Below are 22237 nucleotides of genomic sequence, written 5' to 3' on the forward strand. Positions count from 1 at the left end.
GTCAGCGACCACCTCTCCAGGCGAAGAACCGGCGTTCCAGACCGGCAAGGAACACCCGCTCGATGAGCAGGATGAAGATCACGAAGAATCCGGTCCACGCCAGCACACCGGCCACCGAAAACTCCTGATAGGACTGGCGGATCATGAAGCCGATACCGCTGCGACCGCCGAAGACCTCGGTCAGGGCCTCCACCTTCCACGCCATCGCGAACCCGTAGCGCAGGGCCGCGAACAGGAAGGGCATCACCGACGGCAGGAACACCGATCGGATGATCTCGCCGCGGCCGATTCCGTAGACCGCGCTCATGTCGACGAGTCGTCGGTCCACCTCCTCGACACCCTGGGCGACGTTGAGTGCGACGTAAGGCAACGCGACGAAGGCGACCACCACCACCGGGCCGATGGCGCCGATACCGAACAGGATCAGCGCGAAGACCGCGTACGCCAGCCCGGGCACGTTGCCCAGGACCAGTAATGGCTGTTGCCAGAAGTACTTCTGGTAGCGGACCCGGCCCATCAACAGACCCAGCGGCACACCGAACACGGTGCCGATGGCGAAGCCGAGTCCGATCTTGACAATGCTGGAACCGAATTGGACGAACGCGGTGCCATCAGAGGCCAGGTGCCACATCTCGGCGGCCACCGTCCACGGCGCAGGCAGCACGTACTCGGTGAACAGCACCAGCGAGCAGAATGACCACGCGGCGAGCAGGGTGGCGTAGCCGAGGAACTGCAACCCGATTCGGCGTGCCGCCGCGGCACCCGGCCGGGCGGGCGCTGGTCCGTGGTCGGCGGCGGGGCTGGCGGCATCCGCCGGCTTGTTGGTGATGACGGTCACGAAGCGCCGCCGCTCTCGGAAGGCCGGAACTTCGGCAGTGCCTGGTCCTGCTCCATGAACCCGGTTTCCTTCAGCAGCGGGAACACCATCGATTCGTTGTCGGCCCAGGTCTGATCGAACCGGATGTCGCGGACGAACCAATCGTGGTCACTGACGTAGTCCTGCACGAACGCGATGTCCTCGGGGGCTTCCACCGCGAAATGCTGCGGATAGGTCTCGATGATCTGGGCGTTGTTGGCTTCCCATTCCTGCAGGCCGCGCTGCCACACGTCGAGGAAGAACTCGACCTGCTCCGGGTTCTCCTCAGCCCATTCCGAACCCGCCAGGAACACGTTGATCATCGGGCCCTCATGGCCCGCGACGACCAGCTCGGAGTACATGTCCGAGGACGCCTTGCCGTCGTAGAGGACCTTCAGCTCGCCACTGCGCAGACCGGGGGTGGCAAACTCGGGCAGGCAGACACATGCCGCCACCTCACCACGCTCGACAAGGCCCGCCTGTTGTTGCGGGTCGGACACGATGATGTTGTAATCACCTCCGCCGGAACGGAAGTCGACGTCATGGAGCTTCTTGGCGTAGGAACCCCAGACCAGTGTCGCCGACACCGAGGTGAACGCGGAGATGTCCTGTCCCTTGAGGTCGGCGAGGGTGTTGGCGGGATTGTCGGCGCGGGCGATGATGACGCTGCGGTCCATGTTGTACTTGCCGATCACGACGGTGTCCCGCCCGGTCTCCTGCTCGATGACCGGCACCTCGTAGGACGCTGACGACACGATGTCGGCGTGTCCGCCGGCGAAGACCCCGAACTCGTCCCAGGTCGACGACGCATCGATCTTGTAGCCCGACTCGGCCTCCATCTCGGCGAGGATGCCCTGGTCGGTGATGTAGTCCCAGACCGGGTCGGGGGCAAAGGTGAAGCGAATGGTTCCGCCCTCGCCACCACTGGCCTCCGAGTTGGGCCGGGACACACATCCCGACATCGCGATCGCGGTGGATGCGGCGATCAGCGCGACCGCCAGCCGATGTCCCAGACCGTTCACGATTTCGTTCCCTTCAGTTGAGCGCCCTTCGGCGTCGTTGCCGCAGGTGCGGGTTCTCGGTGACCGCGCTCGTGGAAACTGATGACGTCGTCGCCACCGGTCGCGGTCGGGTTTTCCAATAGGTAGGACAGGATGAAGTCGTGCGATGTCGCCAGATGCTCGCGAGTGAGGGTCGCGGCCAATGCCGCGTCACCGCTTTCGACCGCGCGCAGGATCGCGGCATGCTCGGCGTGCAGATGCTCGGTGTGACCGATCACCTCGAGATGCATGTACAGATACCGGTCGGTCAGCCGGCGCAGCTGCTCGACCATCTCGATCATGCGTGGACGGTTGGCGCGCTTGTAGACCGACGCGTGGAACTCGGCGTTGGCCGCCAACCAGATCGGCGCCTCGTCACTGGATTCCATGAGCGCCATCTGTTTACGCATGGTCAGGATGTCGGCGCGGCCCACGTTGGGTACCGCGATCCGGGTGGCCAAGGGTTCGACCGCCTCGCGTAGCTCGTAGAGCTCCTGGAGTTCGGGGACCGACATGCCGGTGACGATTGCCGATGCCTTCGAGGTGGGGTGCAGCAGACCTTCACCGGCCAGCAGCTGAATCGCGTCGCGGACCGGGATCCGGCTGACGCCGAAGCGCTCGGCGATGCTCAGCTGTGACAGGTGCGAGCCCGGGGCGATCTGCCCGTGCAGGATCTCATCTCGCAGCTGAGCGGCGATGCGGCTCGCCGCACTTTGGTATGCCATTCGACCTCCACGTGTACGAAGTGACTCGAATGTATACATCGGATCCTGTGGCGTCAATCACGTGTTTCCGCCAAAGTGTCGGATGGCACACCATCTGCGGCGTTCCGTCCGCGATGAGCGATGCACGACCCTCTCCCTCGGGTCGACGAGTCGACGATCGCCGACCACCTCGTTCACGGCCCGACGAGTTGTCGTACCCCTCTGTGATGATGGGGTCATGTCTTCCAGCGCAGCGGCTTTGGCGCCTGAGCGGCCGCCCAAGGAGCGTTTGGACCTGTTGTTCGACGAGATCGCGGAGCTGACCGGACAGCGCAACGCCATCGACGGGCGCATCGTCGACATCATCGCCGAGATCGACCGGGACGGACTGTGGGGCATGACCGGTGTCCGCTCCGTGTCGGCATTGGTGGCGTGGAAGACCGGCTGCGCGCCGCGTAATGCCGACACCGTCGTGGCCATCGCGCGTCGCGCCGACCAGTTCCCCCGATGCGTCGAAGGTCTACGCGGAGGCCGGCTTTCCCTGGATCAGGTCGGTGTCCTCGCCGAGAACGCCGCCGACGGCTCCGACGATCACTACGCACCGCTGGCCGAGATCTGCACCGTCACCCAGTTGCGTCACGCGGTCAGACTCGAACCCCAACCCGAACCCGACCCCCGCCCGGCGCCGCAGCCCGCGATCACCAAGACCGCCGGCGGGCCCAACAGTGAGTACACGACCTACCGGATCACCCTGCCCCGGGTGGACGCCGCAAAGTTCGACGCTGCCCTGCAGTCCCACCGCGACGCACTGATGGCCCGCTGGGATCACGACCATGACAACCTCGGCGGTGACGCCAATGCCGGTGGCGGTGGCCCCGACCCCGACCTGATCACTGTCCACAACAGCGTCGATCAACGGGTCCCTGGTCCACTCAGCCCATTGCCGACCACCCTCGATGCGTTCATGAGCCTGGTGGAGGCAGGCTGGGACAGCGAAGCCACCCGGCGCCCGCACGGTCAGCACACCGCCGTCGTCGTGCACGTGGACGTGGACAAGCACGTGGGTGAACTGCATCTGGGACCGTTGCTGACCGACGCCGAGCGCCAGTATCTGACCTGTGACGCGACCTGCGAAGTCTGGTTCGAGCACCACGGCCGGGTGATCGGGTGCGGGCGGGCCACCCGCACGGTCAACCGGCGGTTGCGCCGAGCGTTGGAACACCGCGACCGCTGCTGCGTGGTGCCCGGCTGTGCGGCCACCCGCGGCCTGCACGCCCACCACATCCGCCACTGGGAACACGGCGGCCCCACCGAACTCGACAACCTCGTGCTGGTCTGCCCCTATCACCACCGACTACACCACCGCGGCGGCATCACGATCGCCGGCACCGCCGACCGCCTCGTCGTCACCGACGACTACGGCCAGCCGATGACCGGCCGGTCCCTGGCCCGACCGCCCACCGCGCCCCCGCCCGCCGTCCCGCCCTACGGCGGTCCGCTCGGCGAACGCGCCGACTGGTGGTGGTACGACCCCTTTGAACCCCAACCACCACCAGCGGTCGACTGATTCACTTCACAGGATGTAGAGCATCTCCTGGTAGGTGGGCAGCGGCCACAGGTCGTCGGCGACCACGCCCTCCAGCGCATCGGCGGCCGCACGAACGGCCTCCATCGCCGGCAGCAGCACCTTCTGGGCGTGCGTCGCCTCGTCGAGCACGGACTCCCCCGAATGGTCCGAAAGTCCCGTCTTGAGTGCACCCACCGCCGCGGTGAGCTCGGCGATCGGAGCCGAAACCGCCTCCAGCAGAGTGGTGTCCGCCGCCACGCCGGCTGCCTTCAAGGTGGCGACGTTCTGCGCCAGCTCGGTCTGATAGCGCACCGCTGCGGGCAGAATCACCGTGGTACCGAGCTCCAGAGCCAGTTTGGCCTCCACCGCAATGGTCAGCGCGTACTGCTCAAGACGAACTTCGTAGCGGCTGTGCAACTCTCGTTCGTTGAAGACGCCGTAACGCTCGAACACCTCGACCGCCTCCGGTTTGATGAGCTCCGGAATCGCGTCCAGGGTGGTCTTGAGGTTCGGCAGACCCCGTTCGGCCGCCTCGATCTGCCAGTTCTCCGAGTAGCCGTCGCCGTTGAAGACGACCGCACCGTGCTCGGTGATGATCTCGGTCAGCAATTGTTGCACGGCCGAGTCGAATTCGGTGCCGTCGGCGACCGCCTTCTCCAGCGCGGTGGCCATGTAGTCGAACGAGTCGGCCATGATCGTGTTGAGCACGATCATCGGCACCGCGACGGTCTGACCTGAACCGGGCGCACGGAACTCGAAACGATTGCCGGTGAACGCGAAAGGACTGGTGCGGTTGCGGTCGCCGGGATCGGTCGGCAGCGCCGGCAGGGTGTCGACGCCGATGTGCATGACCCCCTTCCCCTTCGACGACGTCGCGGCACCCTTGGCGATCTGGTCGAACACATCGGCCAGCTGCTCGCCGAGGAAAATCGAAATGATGGCGGGCGGCGCCTCGTTGGCGCCCAGGCGGTGGTCGTTGGTCGCCGAGGCCACCGAAACACGAAGCAGCCCACCGAATTTGTGGACCGCGCGGATCACCGCTGCACAGAACACCAGGAACTGTGCGTTCTCGTGGGGGGTGTCACCGGGCACCAACAGTGACCCGAGCTCGGCGTTGCCGACCGAGAAGTTGACGTGCTTACCCGATCCGTTCACTCCGGCGAACGGCTTCTCGTGGAACAGGCACTCCATACCGTGCTTGCGGGCGATGGTCTTGAAGACCGTCATCAGCAGCTGCTGGTGGTCGGAGGCGATGTTGGCGCGCTCGAACATCGGCGCGACCTCGAACTGCGCCGGCGCGACCTCGTTGTGCCGGGTCTTGGCGGGGATGCCGAGCTTGAACAACTCCCGCTCGGTGTCCATCATGAAGCCCAGCACCCGCTCGGGAACCGCGCCGAAATAGTGGTCGTCGAACTCCTGGCCTTTGGGTGGTTTGGCCCCGAACAGGGTGCGCCCGGCATTGATCAGGTCCGGACGGGCAAGGAAGAAGTGCCGGTCGACGAGGAAGTACTCCTGTTCCGGTCCGCAGAACGAGACGACCTTGTCCAGGTTCTTGTGCCCGAACAGTGTCAGGATGCGCTCGGCGTGCACGCCCATGGCCTGCTGACTGCGCAGCAACGGCGTCTTGTAGTCCAGCGCCTCACCGGTCATCGACACGAACACCGTGGGGATGCACAGGGTGTTGCCGTTCGGATTCTCCAGGATGTAGGCCGGGCTGGTGACGTCCCAGCCGGTGTAGCCGCGCGCCTCGAAGGTGCTGCGCAGGCCGCCCGACGGGAAGCTGGAGGCGTCGGGCTCGCCCTGGATCAGGGTTTTGCCGGCGAACTCGGCGAGCGTCTGGCCGTCGGAGACCGGCTCGAGGAAGCTGTCGTGCTTCTCGGCGGTCAGCCCGGTCATCGGATAGAACACGTGCGCGTAGTGGGTGGCGCCCTTCGACAACGCCCAGTCTTTCATCGCCGATGCGACGGCGTCGGCCACCGCCGGGTCCAGGGTGGCGCCCTTCTCGATGGTCGCCACGACCGACTTGTACACCGACTTCGGTAGCCGCAACTGCATCTCGGCCTTGGTGAAGACGTTGGCTCCGAAGATCTCGCCGGGCGCCTCGGTGGGATCGAAGCTGATCGCCGGCGGTACATAGGCTTCGACGTTGTTGATCGCCTGCAGGCGCACCGCATTACCGCTCAATGGACTTCCTCATCGTTTCCTCGCCCGGATCTGCTTCGCGGACGGTTGACCGGCCAACACTAGGAACATTCGATGCCGATCTTGTTACGTGCGCGTCAACGCCGCGAGGCAACCGTTACCACTGGTCGCCGAACCGCCGAGCGCGACCTCGGGGCGGTGACTGTCATCTCAGGGCAGATGGCGCACAGCGTCACTCCACATGGCGTCGATACGACTGCCCAGGTCCAGATCGGCCGCCACCGCGACGAGTGCTGCCGCGACGATCGACGCCGGAGCCCGGTCGTGGACCACCAGCCCGATCGGTGGGCGAGGGCCGTGCTGGATCATCGGCCGCGCGGTGAAGCCCTGTGGCACGCCGAGCTGAGGCAGCCATGCGGTGGAGGCGATGGTCGCGCGCCCCGAATGGGCCAGGTGGGCATAGAGCGCGTCGACGGAATCGGCTTCCACGACCGGGCGGTAGTGGACACCTTCGGCCGCCATGTTGGCGTCGAGGATGCGACGGTTGCGCATTGTTGTCGTCAGTACACACAACGGCAGGGTCGCCGCGTCGGCCCACGCCACCGCCCGCTCGCCCATCAGGCGATGGTCGGCGGGCGCCAGCAAGACGTACTGTTCTCGATACAGCTCGACCGAACGGGTGCCGGGCGGCGCTTCGTCGTCGAGATAGGTCACCCCGGCATCGATCTCGAAATCGGCCAAGCGGCGGGCGATCTCCCGCGACGAGAGCGCCTCGATGCGCACCGAGGCGGCCGGGTTGCGGCTGAGAAATCCCTCGGTGATGAACGGGCTCGCGGGCACGGCCGTGGGGATGGCCCCGAGCCGAGCGGTGACCGTCAACCGCCCCTGCATACGTTCCAGGTCGGCGAGCATCTCATCGCGCTCGGCGGTGATCCGCTGCGCCCATGTCACGACGCGACGGCCCTCCTCAGTAAAGCCTTCGAAGCGGTGCCCGCGCTGCACGATGACGATGCCCAGGTCGCGTTCGAGCCGGCGGATCGCGACCGACAGGGTCGGCTGGCTCACATGGCAACGGGCCGCCGCGCGGCCAAAGTGCCGCTCGGCCGCGAGCGCCAGGAGGTAGTCCAGGTGTTGCAGCAACACGTCGTTGGACAAGGGGCTCCACCTCCGTCACTTTGATAGACAACGTCTATCACTGCATGTGGAATACCAAACGGTCGGCCCCGTTCATTCGGTTTGGCGCACTTTTCCAGCGTCTAGATTGGAAACATGACCAGGGCCAAGGACATCGACGCGGACTACGACGAGCGGGATGTCCAGGTCAGCGGGGCCAAAGACGAGGCCGCCGGTGTGAAGGCGGTACTGGTCAGCCTGCAGCGGGCGGTGTCGCAGATGGGCCCGGTGCGCACCGTGGCGGCCCTGTCCAAACTCAACCAGCGCCACGGCTTCGACTGCCCGGGCTGCGCGTGGCCCGAGGAACACGGCGGCCGCAAGCTGGCCGAGTTCTGTGAGAACGGCGCCAAGGCGGTCGCCGAAGAAGGCACCACCCGGGTCGTCAGCCCGGAGTTCTTCGAGCGGCACTCGATCGCCGAACTCGACGCCAAACCCGAGTACTGGCTCTCGCAACAGGGCAGGCTCACCCACCCGGTGGTGCTGCGCGCCGGCGACGACCGCTACCGGCCCATCGGGTGGGATGACGCCTACCGGCTCATCGCCGAAGAACTCCACGCCCTCGACGACCCGAACGAGGCGGTGTTCTACACCTCGGGCCGCACCAGCAACGAGGCGGCGTTCCTGTACCAGCTGCTGGTCCGCAGCTTCGGCACCAACAACCTGCCGGACTGCTCGAACATGTGCCACGAGTCCTCGGGCACCGCACTGACCGACGCCATCGGCATCGGCAAGGGCTCGGTCACCGTCGAGGACCTCGTCAACGCAGATCTCATCGTGATCGCCGGCCAGAACCCAGGCACCAACCATCCCCGGATGCTGTCGGTGCTGGAGAAGGCCAAAGCCAATGGCGCCACGATCATCGCGGTCAACCCGTTGCCGGAGGCCGGCCTGATCCGGTTCAAAGACCCGCAGAAAGTGCACGGCGTGGTCGGCGACGGCGTGCCCATCGCCGACGAGTTCGTCCAGATCCGCCTCGGCGGCGACATGGCATTGTTCGCGGGGTTGGGCCGGCTGCTGCTGGAGGCCGATGACCGGATGCCAGGCGCCGTGGTGGACCGCGGGTTCGTCGCCGGACACACCGCCGGATTCGAGGACTACGAGGCTCGCACCCGCCACATCGATCTCGACACCGTCCTGCAGGCAACCGGCATCGAGCGGGGTCAACTCGAACGGGTCGCGCAGATGATGGCGACATCGCAGCGCATCGTCGTGTGCTGGGCGATGGGACTGACCCAGCACAAGCATGCGGTGTCTTCCATCGCCGAGATCTCCAATGTGCTGTTGATGCGCGGCATGATCGGCAAACCCGGTGCAGGACTGTGCCCGGTCCGCGGCCACTCCAACGTGCAGGGCGACCGCACGATGGGAATCTGGGAGAAGATGCCTGAGCAGTTCCTGGCCGCGCTCGACGCCAGGTTCGGCATCACCAGCCCGCGCGACCACGGTTTCGACACCGTCGACGCGATCCGTGCGATGCGCGACGGCGCCGCAAAGGTGTTCATGGCGATGGGCGGGAATTTCGCCTCGGCCACTCCCGACACCGACGTCACCGAGGCCGCGCTGCGCAATTGCTCACTGACCGTGCAGGTTTCGACGAAGCTCAACCGCAGCCACCTCGTGCACGGCCGCACGGCGCTGATCCTGCCGTCCCTGGGCCGCACCGACCGTGACATCCAGACCGGCGGGAAACAGCAGGTGTCGGTGGAGGATTCGATGTCCATGGTGCACCTGTCACGGGGCAGCCTGCAGCCGCCGAGTGATCAGGTGCGCAGTGAGGTCGCGATCGTCTGCCAGCTGGCCCGCGCCGTCCTCGGCCCCGACCACCCGGTCCCCTGGGAGACGTTCACCGCCGACTACGACACGATCCGGGATGCTATCGCCGCGGTCGTCCCCGGCTGTGCGGACTACAACCGCAGGGTGCGCGCCCCTGACGGGTTCCAGCTACCCCATCCGCCCCGGGACTCCCGCCACTTCCCCACCACCACCGGAAAAGCCAACTTTGCGGCACATCCACTCCAGTGGGTCGCGGTCCCCGACGGCAGACTGGTGCTGCAGACACTGCGCAGCCACGATCAGTACAACACCACCATCTACGGCCTCGACGACCGCTACCGGGGAGTCAAGGGCGGACGCCGGGTGGTGTTCGTCAACCCTGCCGACCTGGAGATGTTCGGACTTTCCGACGGCGACCGCGTCGACCTGATATCCGAATTCACCGATGCCGACGGCCGGGTGCAGGAGCGCAGAGCCAAAGACTTCGCGGTGATCGGATACTCGACACCGGTGGGCAACGCGGCCGCCTACTACCCCGAAACCAATCCCCTTGTGCCGTTGGATCACACCGCCGACCGGTCGAACACGCCGGTGTCGAAGGCAGTGGTCGTCCGTCTGGAGCGCACCTGACATGGGCCGGGTGACAGCGCGGCGCCGGGTACATCACGTCACCGCAGCCGACGCGGTCGCCAGGCCGGACACGCTGGTGGTCGAAGAGCCGCTGGAGATCCGGGTCAACGGAGCGCCGATCACCGTCACGATGCGCACTCCCGGGTCGGATGTCGAACTGGCACAGGGTTTTCTGCTGACCGAGGGACTCGTCGCCCGCCGCGAGGACATTCTGTCGGTGCGGTACTGTCGCGGCGCCGACGACGACGGCGTCAACACCTACAACGTGCTCGATGTGACGCTGGCGCCTGAGGTTCCGGCGCCCGACGTCGACCCGACCCGCAACTTCTACACGACGTCGTCGTGTGGGGTGTGCGGCAAGGCCTCGCTGGAGGCGGTCCGGCTGAGCAGCAGGCACAGTCCCGGTGATGACCCGTCCTCGGTGACCGCACACACCCTGTCGGCGTTGCCGGACAGGCTTCGTGAGGCGCAGAAGGTGTTCGCGGCCACCGGTGGGTTGCACGGTGCGGCGTTGTTCGACACCGACGGCACCGCCCTGGTCGTCCGCGAGGACATCGGCAGACACAACGCCGTCGACAAGGTGATCGGCTGGGCGCTGGAGAACAACCGGATTCCGCTCGCCGGAACCGTTCTGCTGGTGAGCGGTCGGGCGTCTTTCGAGCTCACCCAGAAGGCGGTGATGGCCGGCATCCCGGTGCTGGCCGCGGTGTCCGCACCGTCCTCGCTGGCCGTCGATCTGGCCGGCCAGTCGGGTCTGACGCTGGTGGCGTTCTTGCGCGGTGCGTCGATGAACGTCTACACCCGGCCGGACCGGGTGCTCAGCTGACCTTGGCGGTCGAAACTCCACGGCTTCTCATCTCCAGGGTTTCTCCACGAAACCTCCAAGCAGCCGATCGTGCCGGTGGCCAGGATCGACGCCATGCCAGAAATTCTCATCGCATCCTGCCCACCCGTCGGACACATCTCGCCGCTGCTGAACGTGGCGCGCACCCTGGTGGCACGTGGCGATCGCGTCACGGTCCTCACCAGCGCCGCTCACGCCGACAAGATCAGGTCGGTCGGGGCTGAAGCCCGCGCCCTGCCCTACTGCGCCGACTACGACGGTTCGGCGCTCGACGAGATGCTGCCCGGTCGGGCCGAGACATCGGGAATCGCCCGAATCAACTTCGACATCGAGCACATCTTCGTCCGTCCCCTGCCACACCAGTTCAACGCCCTACAGGAGTTGTTGACCGCCAACGATTTCGACGCGGTCATCACCGACGCCCTCTTCCTGGGTGCCCTGCCGCTGCTGCTCGACAGATCCGCCGAGCGGCCGCCCATCCTGTCGTATTCCTCGACGCCGCTGTTTCTCACCAGCAAGGACACCGCGCCGGCAGGACCGGGCATCACCCCGATGCCCGGTGCGGTCGGACGGCTGCGCAACCGCATCCTGACCCTGATGACACAGTCGGTGTCTCTTCGCCCGGCACAACGCGCCACCGACCGCATGCTCGCAGCCATGGGCATGCCCAAACTCCCGGTGTTCGTCCTCGACAGCGCCGCCCTGGCCGACCGCGTGATCGTTCCGACCATCCCGGAGTTCGAATACACGCGTAGCGATCTACCCGCCCACGTGCGGTTCGTGGGTGCGGTCGGCCCGCTGCCCAGCCGCGATTTCCTCGCTCCGCCGTGGTGGGACCAACTCAACAGCGGCCGCCCCGTCGTGCACGTCACCCAGGGCACCGTGGACAACGCCGACCTGACCCGCCTTGTCGAGCCCGCCATCGCGGCTCTCGCCGGCGAGGACGTCACCGTGGTGGTCACCACCGGCGGACGCCCGGTGTCCCAGATCCGCCACCCGCTGCCGTCGAACACGTTCGTCGCCGAGTATGTGCCGCATGACGTGCTGCTGCCGATGGTCGACGTGATGGTCACCAACGGTGGCTACGGCGCCGTGCAGCGGGCCCTGTCCGACGGGGTGCCGCTGGTGGTCGCCGGGATGACGGAGGACAAGCCCGAGGTCGCCGCCCGGGTCGAGCACTTCGGGGTAGGGGTCAACCTGCGCACCGGCACCCCGACGCCGGCACAGGTGCGCCACGCCGTGCGGACGGTGCTGCAGAACTCCGCGCACCGGAAGAACGCCCGGCGTCTGCAAAGTGCGTACGCCACCCGCGACAGCAGCACCGAGATCGCGTGCCTCGTCGACGAGGTGATCTCGGAACGGTGCCGGGCACTGCAGTCGGCCTGACCCCCCGGCCTTCTGCCCGCCGATCTCATCCGCCCAGAATGCGCTCAGGGCCGCCAGTCTCGGCTCAGACTCAAGTGGTCGCTGCAACACCTGATTTGTCCGGAGGTGTTGTTCGATGGGTTTTGGCGGGCATGGCAGCAACGAGGTTCATGAGTCGGCGCGTGAGGTGTTCTTTGAGGCGTTGAGGTCGGGTTTGTCGCAGTCGGCGGCCGCGACGGTCGCCGGGGTGGCCCACCAGCAGGGGTCGAAGTGGGCGAAGGCGGCCGGTATCCCGGCCAATCTCAAACACCGCGGAACCCGGTATTCGGTGGCCGCTCGGGAGGCTTTCTGGTCAGCGATGAATGCCGGATCGTCGATCACCGAGGCCGCACTGGTGGCCGGCGTGTCGGAGAACGCCGGCGCGATCTGGGTCAAACAGGCTGGTTATGTGCCCAGAACAGCTGTCCCTGTCGAGGAGTCAACCGCGCGAGCGCCTCGGCCGCGAGCGCCGTTGACGTTCACCGAGCGTTACCGTCTCGAAGAGCTGCTCGAGACCGGATGCGCTCCGCGGCGGGCCGCCGAGGTGCTGGGTCGCCACCCCGCCACCATCAGCCGTGAGATCGGCAAGGGAATGACCGAGTCGGGGTATCGAGCCCGCCTCGGCCAGGACGTGGCCGAGGCCAGCCGTAAACGGCCCAAACCGCGCAAGCTCGAGGACAACCCGGCGCTGTTGGCCGAGGTGGTGGCACGCTTGGAGAAGCGGCATAGTCCCGAGCAGATCGCGGGCCGGCTGCGCGAGGATTTCCCCAAGAAACCGGAGATGTGGGTGTCACACGAGACGATCTACCAAGCGCTGTATGTCCAGCCCCGCGGCGAGCTGGCGAAAGTGGTCAAGGCCGCGCTGCGTACCGGCCGAACCCGGCGGAAACATCAGGGCCGCAACGAAACTGGGCCAGGAAAGCTCAAAGGCATGATCAACATCAGTGAGCGGCCCGCCGAAGCTGATGACCGCGCGATCCCCGGCCATTGGGAAGGAGATCTGATCCTGGGCAGCACCGCTTCGGCCTCGGCGATCGGCACCTTGGTCGAACGCACCACCGGTTTTGTGGTCCTGCTACACCTGCCCGGCGACCACACCGCCGCCACCCTGGCCGAGGCGATCAGCACCAAGATCCCCGAGATACCTGAGATCCTGCGCCGCTCCCTGACCTGGGACCAAGGCAGCGAAATGGCGCTGCACACCAAGATCACCGAGGCCACCGGGCTGCCGATCTACTTCTGCGACCCGCACAGCCCCTGGCAACGCGGCACCAACGAGAACACCAACGGCTTGCTCCGTCAGTACTTCCCCAAAGGCACCGACCTGTCGTTCTACGGTCCCGGATGGCTCGACCAGGTCGCCGCCGAACTCAACGCCCGACCCCGCAAACGCCACAACTGGCGCACCCCCGCCGAAGAACTCGACCGACTACTCTCAGACCCGTCCACATTCGTTGCAGCCACCGCTTGAATCCAAGCGGTGACTGGACGGCCCTGAGCGCAATCTGGGCGGTACGGCTAGGCCGACTTGTCGCGGCGCTCGCTGCGAGGCGGCTTACGCGGCACGATCGTCGGCAGCACGTTGTCGTCGACGGTCTCCTTGGTCACGACCACCTTGGCGACGTCGTCACGGCTCGGGATGTCGTACATCACCGGCAGCAGGACTTCCTCCATGATGGCGCGCAGCCCGCGGGCGCCGGTACCACGGTGGATGGCCTGATCGGCGATCGCCTCGAGCGCGTCCTCGGCGAACTCCAGCTCCACCCCGTCCATCTCGAACAACCGGGTGTACTGCTTGACCAGAGCGTTCTTGGGCTCGGACAGGATCTTGACCAACGACTCCTTGTCCAGGTTGGTCACCGAGGCGACGACCGGCAGACGGCCGATGAACTCGGGGATCAAACCGAACTTGATCAGGTCCTCGGGCATGACCTCGGCGAAGTGATCCTGGGTGTCGATCTCGGCCTTGGAGTGCACCTCGGCGCCGAAGCCCAGACCGCGCTTGCCGACGCGGTCGGACACGATCTTCTCCAAACCGGCGAACGCACCGGCGACGATGAACAGCACGTTGGTGGTGTCGATCTGGATGAACTCCTGGTGCGGGTGCTTGCGGCCGCCCTGCGGAGGAACCGAGGCCTGGGTGCCCTCGAGGATCTTCAGCAGTGCCTGCTGCACACCCTCCCCGGAGACGTCGCGGGTGATCGACGGGTTCTCGCTCTTGCGCGCGATCTTGTCGACTTCGTCGATGTAGATGATCCCGGTCTCGGCGCGCTTGACGTCATAGTCGGCGGCCTGGATCAGCTTGAGGAGAATGTTCTCGACATCCTCGCCGACGTAGCCGGCCTCGGTCAGCGCCGTGGCGTCGGCAATGGCGAAGGGGACGTTGAGCATCTTGGCCAGGGTCTGCGCCAGATAGGTCTTGCCGCACCCGGTCGGGCCGAGCATCAGAATGTTGGACTTGGCCAGCTCGACGGGCTCGGAACGGGAATCGCGCGACTTCTCACCGGCCTGGATGCGCTTGTAGTGGTTGTACACGGCCACAGCCAGGGTGCGCTTGGCGGTGTCCTGCCCGATGACGTAGCCCTCGAGGAAGTCGCGGATCTCCGCGGGCTTGGGCAGTTCGTCGAGTTTGACGTCGTCAGCGTCGGCGAGCTCCTCCTCGATGATCTCGTTGCACAGATCGATGCACTCGTCGCAGATGTAGACGCCCGGTCCCGCAATGAGCTTCTTCACCTGCTTTTGGCTCTTGCCGCAGAACGAGCACTTCAGCAGGTCACCGCCGTCTCCAATGCGTGCCATGGTGCTGGGGTCCTACTTCCTGTCGCCGTCGATATCGGTCGTCTCGGTGTGGTGCACCGGGACCGTGAACGTGTAGTCCCGACGCTACCCGCAGTTTCCGTCGCCGTGCGACCGATAAAGCCGAATAGCGCCGGTGGTATTCACGTGTAGTTGCGACAACATATCGCCTGATCCGTCCGGGATGGCCACGGAACGCGCCTCCGTGTCTCTGGCGTGTCGCCGCCGTTACCCGACCGAGAGTACCTGGATTGTGCCGAAGTAACCGGCGAGTGTCCGCCCGAGGGCGCCGCCGGACCGCCCGGTCGTGATGTGGCGACGTGAGAGTCCCGCACTCCGACCGTTCCGTGCTGGTCAGCGACGGCAGGCCGGCCGTCACACTGACGACGCGCGGCCACGACCGGTCCGGCGACCTGCGCTCGGCGCGGTTGCTGGTAGGCGCCTCGACGAGATCCTGGCGGCCACGTCGCCGCCGGGAGTCACCGCGTCCCGGGCGCTCAGCGCGGCCTGGGCGCTCAGCGCGACCCGGGCGCTCAGCGCGGTCCGGGCCCGCGCGGGCCCACCGGCCCCGGACCGACCGGTCCCGGGCCGACGGGGCCGGGTCCCACCGGGCCTACCACTCCACCGACGCCGATCGGGCCTGCGGGTCCGACGACGGGGTTGGGTGGGTTCACGTAGACGTTGACGTCGATGCAGGTTGCCGTGACGACGTCCCAGTAGGTGCCTACCGGACAGACCGGCTCCTGCGCCCACGCCGACATGGGTGCCGTCACCGCGATGATGGTCCCGGCAGCCGCGGCCGCCGACACTGCCATCGCCACACGTCGTAGCGCCATACTGACCCCTCAGCTCGTCCACAGTCGCCAGAAATTGACTACCACGTGGATTATCAGCCTGCCACGGTTGAGCGTTACCGGCATCCAATTCACCGACTCCGGCCACCCAGCCCGGTCGTACCCTGCGGACATGACCACTCTTGCGGACGCGTTCGCCCTGGCCGAGACCGACAACGGCTTGGCGGTGGTGTCGACGCTGCGCGCCGACCACACGATCCAGTCGTCGTTGATCAACGCCGGGCCGCTGGCACACCCGTCGACCGGACTCGAAGTCCTCGGATTCGTCACCTACGGACGCGTGAAACTGGCCAACCTGCGGTCCCGCCCGCAGATCGCGGTGACCTTCCGGCACGGCTGGCGCTGGGCCACCGTCGAGGGCCAGGCCGAACTGGCCGGACCCGACGACCCGGCGCCCTGGCTGGGATCCGACACCGTGCTGCCGCAACTGCTGCGCGACATCTTCACCGCCGCGGGCGGAACCCATGACGACTGGGACGCCTACGACCGCACCATGCACGAACAGCGCCGCACCGCGGTCCTGATCACGCCGACGCGGCTATACGGCAACGCCTGACAGGCCGCCCGCCGGCCGCCTGGGACAGCGCGGCGGCTCAGGCGGTCTGCGCGGACAGCTTGCGGTACTCCAGAACCGTGTCGATGATCCCGTATTCCTTGGCCGCCTCGGCGGTGAGGATCTTGTCGCGGTCGGTGTCGCGGCGGATCACCTCGGGGTCTTTTCCGGTGTGGCGGGCCAGTGTGTGTTCCATCAGGGTCCGCATCCGCTCGATCTCGGCGGCCTGGATCTCCAGGTCGGAGAACTGTCCCTGGATCACCCCGCCCAGCGAGGGCTGGTGGATCAGCACGCGGGCATTGGGCAGGGCGAGCCGCTTACCCGGGGTACCGGCGGCCAGCAGCACCGCCGCGGCCGAGGCGGCCTGACCCAGGCACACGGTCTGGATGTCGGCCCGGACGTACTGCATGGTGTCGTAGATCGCCATCAGGCTGGTGAACGAGCCACCGGGCGAGTTGATGTACATCGTGATGTCGCGGTCGGGATCCAGCGACTCCAGGACCAGCAGCTGGGCCATGATGTCGTTGGCCGAGGCGTCGTCGACCTGCACGCCGAGGAAGATGATGCGTTCCTCGAACAGCTTGTTGTACGGGTTGGACTCCTTGACGCCGAAGCTCGAATGCTCGATGAACGACGGCAGGATGTAGCGCGCCTGGGGCTGCACGCGGGGGTCCAGGGCCGGGTGGGTAGACGAGTGGTCGGTCATTTGTCGAGTCCTGCTCCTGGTCCTGAGCCGTTGATGCTGACGCTGGTGATGATGTGATCGACGAAGCCGTACTCGAGGGCTTCCTGAGCGGTGAACCAACGGTCCCGGTCGGAGTCGGCTTCGATCCGTTCGATGCTCTGCCCGGTGAACTCGGCGTTCAGCCGGAACATCTCCTTCTTGATGGACGCGAACTGCTCGGCCTGGATGGCGATGTCGGCGGCGCCACCGGTGATGCCGCCGAGCGGCTGATGCATCAGGATGCGCGCGTGCGGCAGCGCGTAGCGCTTGCCCTTGGTCCCCGCGGCGAGCAGGAACTCGCCCATCGAGGCGGCCATACCCATCGCGTAGGTCGCCACATCGCAGGGCGCCAGCACCATGGTGTCGTAAATCGCCATGCCGGCGCTGATCGAGCCGCCGGGCGAGTTGATGTAGAGGTGAATGTCCTTGGTGGGATCCTCGGCCGACAGCAGCAGGATCTGGGCGCAGAGCCGATTGGCGATGTCGTCGTCGACCTGGGAGCCCAAGAAGATGATGCGCTCGGCCAGCAACCGCTCATACACCGAGTCGACAAGGTTGAGGCCCGATGAGGCGCCACGCATGTCAGTCACGACTGGATACCTGCTTTCTTTGTGTACTTCGGACGCGGTGACCGGTCTTACGAATGACACTAACGAACCCGCGCCGCCGGGGAGTCCCCAGACGGCGCGCGTTCGCTCAGAGCATCACTTCGCGTCGTCGGCGTCCGCGTCGGTGTCTTCCCCGGAGGCGACGTCCGCCGCCTCGGAATCGTCCTCGTCGGCGGGCTCGGCGGCCTCGCCCTGCTCACCCGACGGACCGAAGAACTCGGTGGTGTCGATCTCGGCGCCGTCGGTGTCGGTGACGGTCGCACCGTGCACCACCGCCGCCACGGTCAGGCCGCGGCGCACGTCGGCGAACATCGCGGGCAGCTGATTGTTCTGCTGCAGCATCTGCAGCAGCTGCTGGGGTTCCAGGCCGTACTGGCGCGACATCAGTACCAGCCGTTCGGTGAGGTCGTTCTGGCCGACCTGGATGTCCAGTTTGTCGGCGATCGCGTCCATCAGCAGCTGGGTCTTGATGGCCTTCTCGGCGTTGGCGCGGTTGTCGGCGTCGAACTCCTCACGGCTGCTGCCCTGCTCGGCGAGGCTCTCGGCGAACTTCTCCTCATCGTGATCCAGCGGATGGATCGCGTTGTGCAGCGCGTCGTCGACCTGGGCCTGGACCACCGCCTCGGGCAGCGGGATCTCGGTCTGCTCCAGCAGCACCTCGATCGCCTTGTCCCGGATCGCCTCGGCCTGCTGGACCCGCTTGAGCCGGCTGATCTTCTCTCGCAGATCGGTACGCAACTCCTCGACGGTGTCGAATTCGCTTGCCAGCTGGGCGAAGTCGTCGTCGACCTCGGGCAGCTCGCGTACCTTCACCGATTTGACGGTGACGGTCACCTCGGCCTCCTGCCCGGCGTGCTCACCGGCGACCAGGGTGGTGGTGAAGGTCTTGGATTCGTCTTCCTTGAGACCGATGATGGCCGCGTCGAGGCCCTCGATGAGCTGACCGGAACCGACCTCGTGGGACAACCCCTCGGTCTTGGCCTCGGCGACGTCCTTGCCGTCGACGGTGGCCGACAGGTCGATGGAGACGAAGTCGCCGTCCTCGGCGGGCCGCTCGACACCGGTGAGGGTGCCGAAGCGCTTCTGAAGCGCCTCGATCTCGGCGTCGACATCCTCGTCGGCGACGCTGATCGGGTCGACGGTGATTTTGAGGTCACCGAGCTCGGGCAGCTCGATCTCGGGGCGGATGTCGACCTCGGCGGTGAAGACCAGTTCCTCGTTGTCCTCGAGCTTGGTCACCTCGATCTCGGGCTGGCCGATCGGCTGCAGCGACTCGGAGGTGATGGCCTCGCTGTAGCGGGCCGGCAGCGCGTCGTTGACGACCTGCTCGAGCACCGCGCCGCGTCCGACGCGGGCCTCCAGCAGCTTGCGCGGCGCCTTGCCGGGCCGGAATCCGGGCAGCCGGATCTGCTTGGCCAGCTGCTTGAACGCCCGGTCGATGTCGGGTTCGAGTTCGGTGAAGGGCACCTCCACGTTGATGCGAACCCGGGTCGGGCTCAACTTCTCGACGGTGCTCTTCACTGTGGTGCTCCTCTGTGGCTTGTCTGTCTTGTCGCTGTGTAGGTGGGGTGCTGCTGGTCGGGGTGACAGGATTTGAACCTGCGGCCTTCCGCTCCCAAAGCGGATGCGCTACCAAGCTGCGCTACACCCCGGTCGTGGCGGCGGCACGCGGGTGCGCAGCGTTCGACCACCGGCGATCCTACGGCCTGGCCGCGCCGAAGCCTCAATTGGATTTGAGTTGGGCGGGCCCGGTACAGTCTGCCGGTACTCTTTCGTAGAGCAACACACGCGGGCGTAGCTCAATGGTAGAGCCCTAGTCTTCCAAACTAGCTACGCGGGTTCGATTCCCGTCGCCCGCTCCAACGACCGCCCCGAATGGGGCGGTTTGTGTGTCTGCGCCCGGTCAGACCCCGAGTAGCGATCCCGGCGGCGGCGAGGCCGGCAACCCGCTGAACGACTCGGAATAGGTCCCCGTCGTGGTGACCGGCAAGTCGACCCCCACGCGGTGGATATCGATCCATCCGTAGGACGTGGCGTTCTCGAACGGCGTTGCGGTGGTGACGATTTGCAATGCCAGTCGGGAATCCGAGTCCAGTGTGTAGGCGATGTTCTCCATCGGGATGCTCACCTGCCGAGTACGCCCGTCGAGGATGACAGGGACCGGGGTGAGGATGTTGCCGACGACACGTTGGGTCGTGGTGTCGACGATCTGGGCGTAGACGTTGCGGCCGGTGCCGAAGCCGGTGTACTCGACGGTCACGGTCGGCGCGCCGACGATGTTGACCTTCTCCGCCGACGCCGCCGGCACCGGGTTGGGGATCGCGACGGTGGCAGCGTTGCGCGCGACCGACGCGGTGGCCAGCGACACCGGGAAGCCGGCCGAGGGCTGCGGCCCCGACCCGCCGAGCACCGGGACCACGGGCAGCAGTCGACGTTGCGGCTCGAGGAGGCCCGTCGAGATCTGACCGGTGCTGAATCCCGGATCGATCGGCAGCAGATCCGATCTCCACAGGTCGCCTCGCTGGTCAACCCACTGGAAGGTCGGGATGTCGTTGGCGGCGCCGAGCAGGTAGGTGTCCATCCAGGCCAGGGTCTGCCTGGTGAGAAAGTCGGTCTGCTTGGTGGTGTCCACCGGGTCCAGGCACTGACCGTGCCCGCCGCAATACCAGATCATCTTCTCCGGCCCGCCCGGGATCTGCGCGGCGTTGTCGAGCGCCTGCTGCAGCGGGAACAGCACGTCGACGGTGCCCTGCAGGTAGAGCACGGGGATGTCGATATCGGGTGTGACGTTGAACGGGCTGGCGTCGAGCAGGAATTCCCGCTGCCGCGGGGTGAGGAAGCCGAACGCGGCGCCGGTGAAGATGCCCGAGTAGATGGTCGGGTCGATCCGCGAGCCCGAGACCACCAGCGAGAGCAGCAGCAACGAGGCGAACGACGTCTTGAAACCGTGGTTGGGGTACAGCGTGGTGTACAGGTTGTTCCACGCGATGCCCGGTGCGATCACGTCGATGCGGTCGTCGATGCCGGCCGAGGTGAGCTGGATCCCGCCGCCGTAGGACCCGCCGACCATCCCGATCAGCGGATCGACCACGCTGCCCTGGTCGAATCGGGTTCCCGGCAGGCCGCCGACGAACGAGATGATGGCCTGCACATCCCGGGCCTCGTGCCGCCACGAGTCCAGTTGCAGCACGCCCGTGGACGCGAACTCGCCGCGGGGATCCCAGGTGACGACGTTGTAGTCGGTGCGTAGCAGCTTCAACCCCGGAACGAGCCCGAAGACGGTGTTCTCCTGGGTGGGGTCGATATAGCCGGCGGTCGCCAGACTCGGGCCGTTGAGGATGGTGGGCGCGTCGTCGCCGGGGCCGAGCCCGACCTTGGGGAACCAGTTGACGCTGATCCGGGTGCCGTCGCCAGGGTTGACCACGGTGGTGGTGAAGGCGATCGGCGCGCCGGCACCGGCGGCGACAGTCGCGTCGTCGATGGACAGTCGCAGGATCTGCGAGTGGCCGATCAGCGGGGCCAGTAGTCCCCGCACGATGGGGACCTGCTGCACGCACACCACGACTCGGGTGACCACCCCGCCCAGCACCGGCACCTTCTCCAACGCCGCGAGCAGCGGGGTCACCTGGGCGACCAGGACCTTGAAGTTCTCCGAGGGCAGAAACGCCGGCGACGAGTCCGGGTTCTGCCCAGGCGAATAGGGCAGGTAGCTGAAGGTGCCCGCGTCGCGGTCGAGGGTGATCTTGCCGCCGCCGCTGGGCTTACCGATCACCCGGTAGGACAACGGCAGTGGACTGTTCGGCCACGGGTCCTGCGCCAGGCTGCCGGTGATGACGCCGTCGGTGACGGTGACACTGTCGGTGATGTCCGTCCGCGCTGGGCCGGTGTCGGGTCGGGTCGGGCCGAGCGGTGGTGAAGCTGCGGCCGCAGCCGGACTGGGCGTCGCGGGCGCGGGCGCACCGTCGACGGTGGTCGCGGGCGCACCGTCGACGGTGGTCGCGGGCGCGCCGTCGGCGGCGGGCGCGGGCGCGGGCGCATCTCCCGACCCGACGTCCCCAGGTTCGGGACTCGGCAGGGGTTGGGAATCGAACTGCACCGATTCTCCGGCGGACTGGGCGGCCAGCGCTGTGGAGGTGAGTGGATCCTCCGCGCGGTCAGCACCTCCGGCACCGGTGTCCTCCTCGGCACCTCCGGCACCGGTGTCCTCCTCGGCACCTCCGGCACCGGTGTCCTCCTCGGCACCTCCGGCACCATGGGTGAGGTCGGAGTCATCGGTCGGCGACAGGCGGTCCTGGTCGGGGCGATCTGGAGACCTACTCGACTGCGAGATCGACTCAGTCGCAGAGGATTCATCAGGCTGCGCCGAAGCCACCGCCGGAACGACGAACAGCACCGCGGAACCCAGACCCAAGGCGGCGGCAAGCCCGCCGACTCTGCCGACGAATCGCGCAGCGCCCATTTCATCCCCCGAAATGTGAAGTCGGATGCGCGCGAATGCTACTCGGATCATCCTCAGTGCACCGACGATTGCGCAACACCCTCTCGCTGGCCCGATCCCGCATAGCGAGC

At 66.7% G+C, this 22237-nt stretch carries 17 protein-coding genes and 2 tRNA genes; 7 read left to right on the forward strand and 12 right to left on the reverse strand.

Annotated elements, in window-relative coordinates; all coding sequences use genetic code 11:
* Position 1: 1 nt before the first annotated feature.
* From ACNUDN_RS18610 to ACNUDN_RS18620, 3 genes are read right to left on the reverse strand one after another with little or no spacing between them, the layout of a single operon-like run.
* Positions 2–838, reverse strand: coding sequence for an ABC transporter permease (locus ACNUDN_RS18610; RefSeq protein ID WP_419123265.1), 837 nt, complete (start codon positions 836–838; stop codon positions 2–4).
* Positions 835–1878 (reverse strand): ABC transporter substrate-binding protein, encoded by a 1044-nt coding sequence (locus ACNUDN_RS18615; protein WP_419123266.1) that lies wholly within the window; start codon positions 1876–1878, stop codon positions 835–837. The genes ACNUDN_RS18610 and ACNUDN_RS18615 overlap by 4 nt, the downstream gene beginning before the upstream one ends.
* Entirely contained in the window at positions 1875–2621 is a 747-nt protein-coding gene (locus tag ACNUDN_RS18620) for a GntR family transcriptional regulator (RefSeq protein WP_419123267.1), read from the reverse strand. The genes ACNUDN_RS18615 and ACNUDN_RS18620 overlap by 4 nt, the downstream gene beginning before the upstream one ends.
* 217 nt (positions 2622–2838) lie before the next feature.
* Between ACNUDN_RS18620 and ACNUDN_RS18625 the strand changes: the two genes are divergently transcribed.
* Complete coding sequence (locus ACNUDN_RS18625; RefSeq protein ID WP_419123268.1) at positions 2839–4167, forward strand: HNH endonuclease signature motif containing protein; 1329 nt, start codon at positions 2839–2841, stop codon at positions 4165–4167.
* A gap of 6 nt (positions 4168–4173) precedes the next feature.
* Here ACNUDN_RS18625 and ACNUDN_RS18630 read toward each other — a convergent pair whose 3' ends face one another.
* Together ACNUDN_RS18630 and ACNUDN_RS18635 are read right to left on the reverse strand one after the other, a co-directional pair.
* Positions 4174–6351, reverse strand: coding sequence for a glutamine synthetase III family protein (locus ACNUDN_RS18630; RefSeq protein ID WP_419123269.1), 2178 nt, complete (start codon positions 6349–6351; stop codon positions 4174–4176).
* A 168-nt stretch (positions 6352–6519) separates the two neighbouring features.
* Positions 6520–7464 (reverse strand): LysR family transcriptional regulator, encoded by a 945-nt coding sequence (locus ACNUDN_RS18635; protein ID WP_419123270.1) that lies wholly within the window; start codon positions 7462–7464, stop codon positions 6520–6522.
* A 114-nt stretch (positions 7465–7578) separates the two neighbouring features.
* On the opposite strand from ACNUDN_RS18635, the gene ACNUDN_RS18640 reads away from it, so the two are divergent.
* The 4 genes from ACNUDN_RS18640 to ACNUDN_RS18655 all read left to right on the forward strand — a co-directional run bounded on the left by ACNUDN_RS18640 (position 7579) and on the right by ACNUDN_RS18655 (position 13604).
* Positions 7579–9885: an FdhF/YdeP family oxidoreductase gene (locus ACNUDN_RS18640; RefSeq protein WP_419123271.1), complete on the forward strand. Its 2307-nt coding sequence runs from the start codon at positions 7579–7581 to the stop codon at positions 9883–9885.
* A 1-nt stretch (position 9886) separates the two neighbouring features.
* A complete protein-coding gene (fdhD, locus tag ACNUDN_RS18645; RefSeq protein ID WP_419123272.1) occupies positions 9887–10711 on the forward strand; it encodes a formate dehydrogenase accessory sulfurtransferase FdhD in 825 nt (274 codons plus the stop codon).
* A 93-nt stretch (positions 10712–10804) separates the two neighbouring features.
* The gene (locus ACNUDN_RS18650; protein WP_419123273.1) at positions 10805–12115 is read left to right on the forward strand and encodes a glycosyltransferase; all 1311 of its coding nucleotides are present in this window, start codon (positions 10805–10807) and stop codon (positions 12113–12115) included.
* A 337-nt stretch (positions 12116–12452) separates the two neighbouring features.
* The gene (locus ACNUDN_RS18655; RefSeq protein ID WP_431961158.1) at positions 12453–13604 is read left to right on the forward strand and encodes an IS30 family transposase; all 1152 of its coding nucleotides are present in this window, start codon (positions 12453–12455) and stop codon (positions 13602–13604) included.
* A gap of 47 nt (positions 13605–13651) precedes the next feature.
* Here ACNUDN_RS18655 and clpX read toward each other — a convergent pair whose 3' ends face one another.
* Positions 13652–14932 (reverse strand): ATP-dependent Clp protease ATP-binding subunit ClpX, encoded by a 1281-nt coding sequence (clpX, locus tag ACNUDN_RS18660; RefSeq protein ID WP_419123275.1) that lies wholly within the window; start codon positions 14930–14932, stop codon positions 13652–13654.
* A gap of 530 nt (positions 14933–15462) precedes the next feature.
* A complete protein-coding gene (locus ACNUDN_RS18665) occupies positions 15463–15765 on the reverse strand; it encodes a hypothetical protein (RefSeq protein WP_419123276.1) in 303 nt (100 codons plus the stop codon).
* A 130-nt stretch (positions 15766–15895) separates the two neighbouring features.
* Here ACNUDN_RS18665 and ACNUDN_RS18670 point away from each other — a divergent pair, with 130 nt between their 5' ends.
* Positions 15896–16339: a TIGR03618 family F420-dependent PPOX class oxidoreductase gene (locus ACNUDN_RS18670; protein WP_419123277.1), complete on the forward strand. Its 444-nt coding sequence runs from the start codon at positions 15896–15898 to the stop codon at positions 16337–16339.
* Between the two features lie 37 nt (positions 16340–16376).
* Here ACNUDN_RS18670 and clpP2 read toward each other — a convergent pair whose 3' ends face one another.
* The 4 genes from clpP2 to ACNUDN_RS18690 form a co-directional block, all read right to left on the reverse strand.
* Positions 16377–17042: an ATP-dependent CLP protease proteolytic subunit ClpP2 gene (gene clpP2 / locus ACNUDN_RS18675; protein ID WP_419123278.1), complete on the reverse strand. Its 666-nt coding sequence runs from the start codon at positions 17040–17042 to the stop codon at positions 16377–16379.
* Positions 17039–17710 carry an ATP-dependent Clp protease proteolytic subunit gene (locus tag ACNUDN_RS18680; protein ID WP_419123279.1) on the reverse strand — a complete coding sequence of 224 codons (672 nt, stop codon included), beginning with the start codon at positions 17708–17710 and terminating at the stop codon, positions 17039–17041. Before ACNUDN_RS18680 ends, clpP2 begins: the two co-directional genes overlap by 4 nt.
* A gap of 54 nt (positions 17711–17764) precedes the next feature.
* Positions 17765–19189, reverse strand: coding sequence for a trigger factor (gene tig / locus ACNUDN_RS18685; RefSeq protein WP_419123280.1), 1425 nt, complete (start codon positions 19187–19189; stop codon positions 17765–17767).
* Positions 19190–19243: 54 nt separating this feature from the next.
* A tRNA-Pro gene (locus ACNUDN_RS18690) sits at positions 19244–19320 on the reverse strand.
* Positions 19321–19456: 136 nt separating this feature from the next.
* On the opposite strand from ACNUDN_RS18690, the gene ACNUDN_RS18695 reads away from it, so the two are divergent.
* Positions 19457–19530, forward strand: a tRNA-Gly gene (locus tag ACNUDN_RS18695).
* Positions 19531–19571: 41 nt separating this feature from the next.
* Here ACNUDN_RS18695 and ACNUDN_RS18700 read toward each other — a convergent pair.
* Positions 19572–22127, reverse strand: a complete 2556-nt coding sequence (locus ACNUDN_RS18700) for a CocE/NonD family hydrolase (protein ID WP_419123281.1) — start codon at positions 22125–22127, stop codon at positions 19572–19574.
* Positions 22128–22237 lie beyond the last annotated feature (110 nt).

The sequence above is a fragment of the Mycobacterium sp. smrl_JER01 genome (genome assembly GCF_048513595.2).
GTDB lineage: Bacteria > Actinomycetota > Actinomycetes > Mycobacteriales > Mycobacteriaceae > Mycobacterium.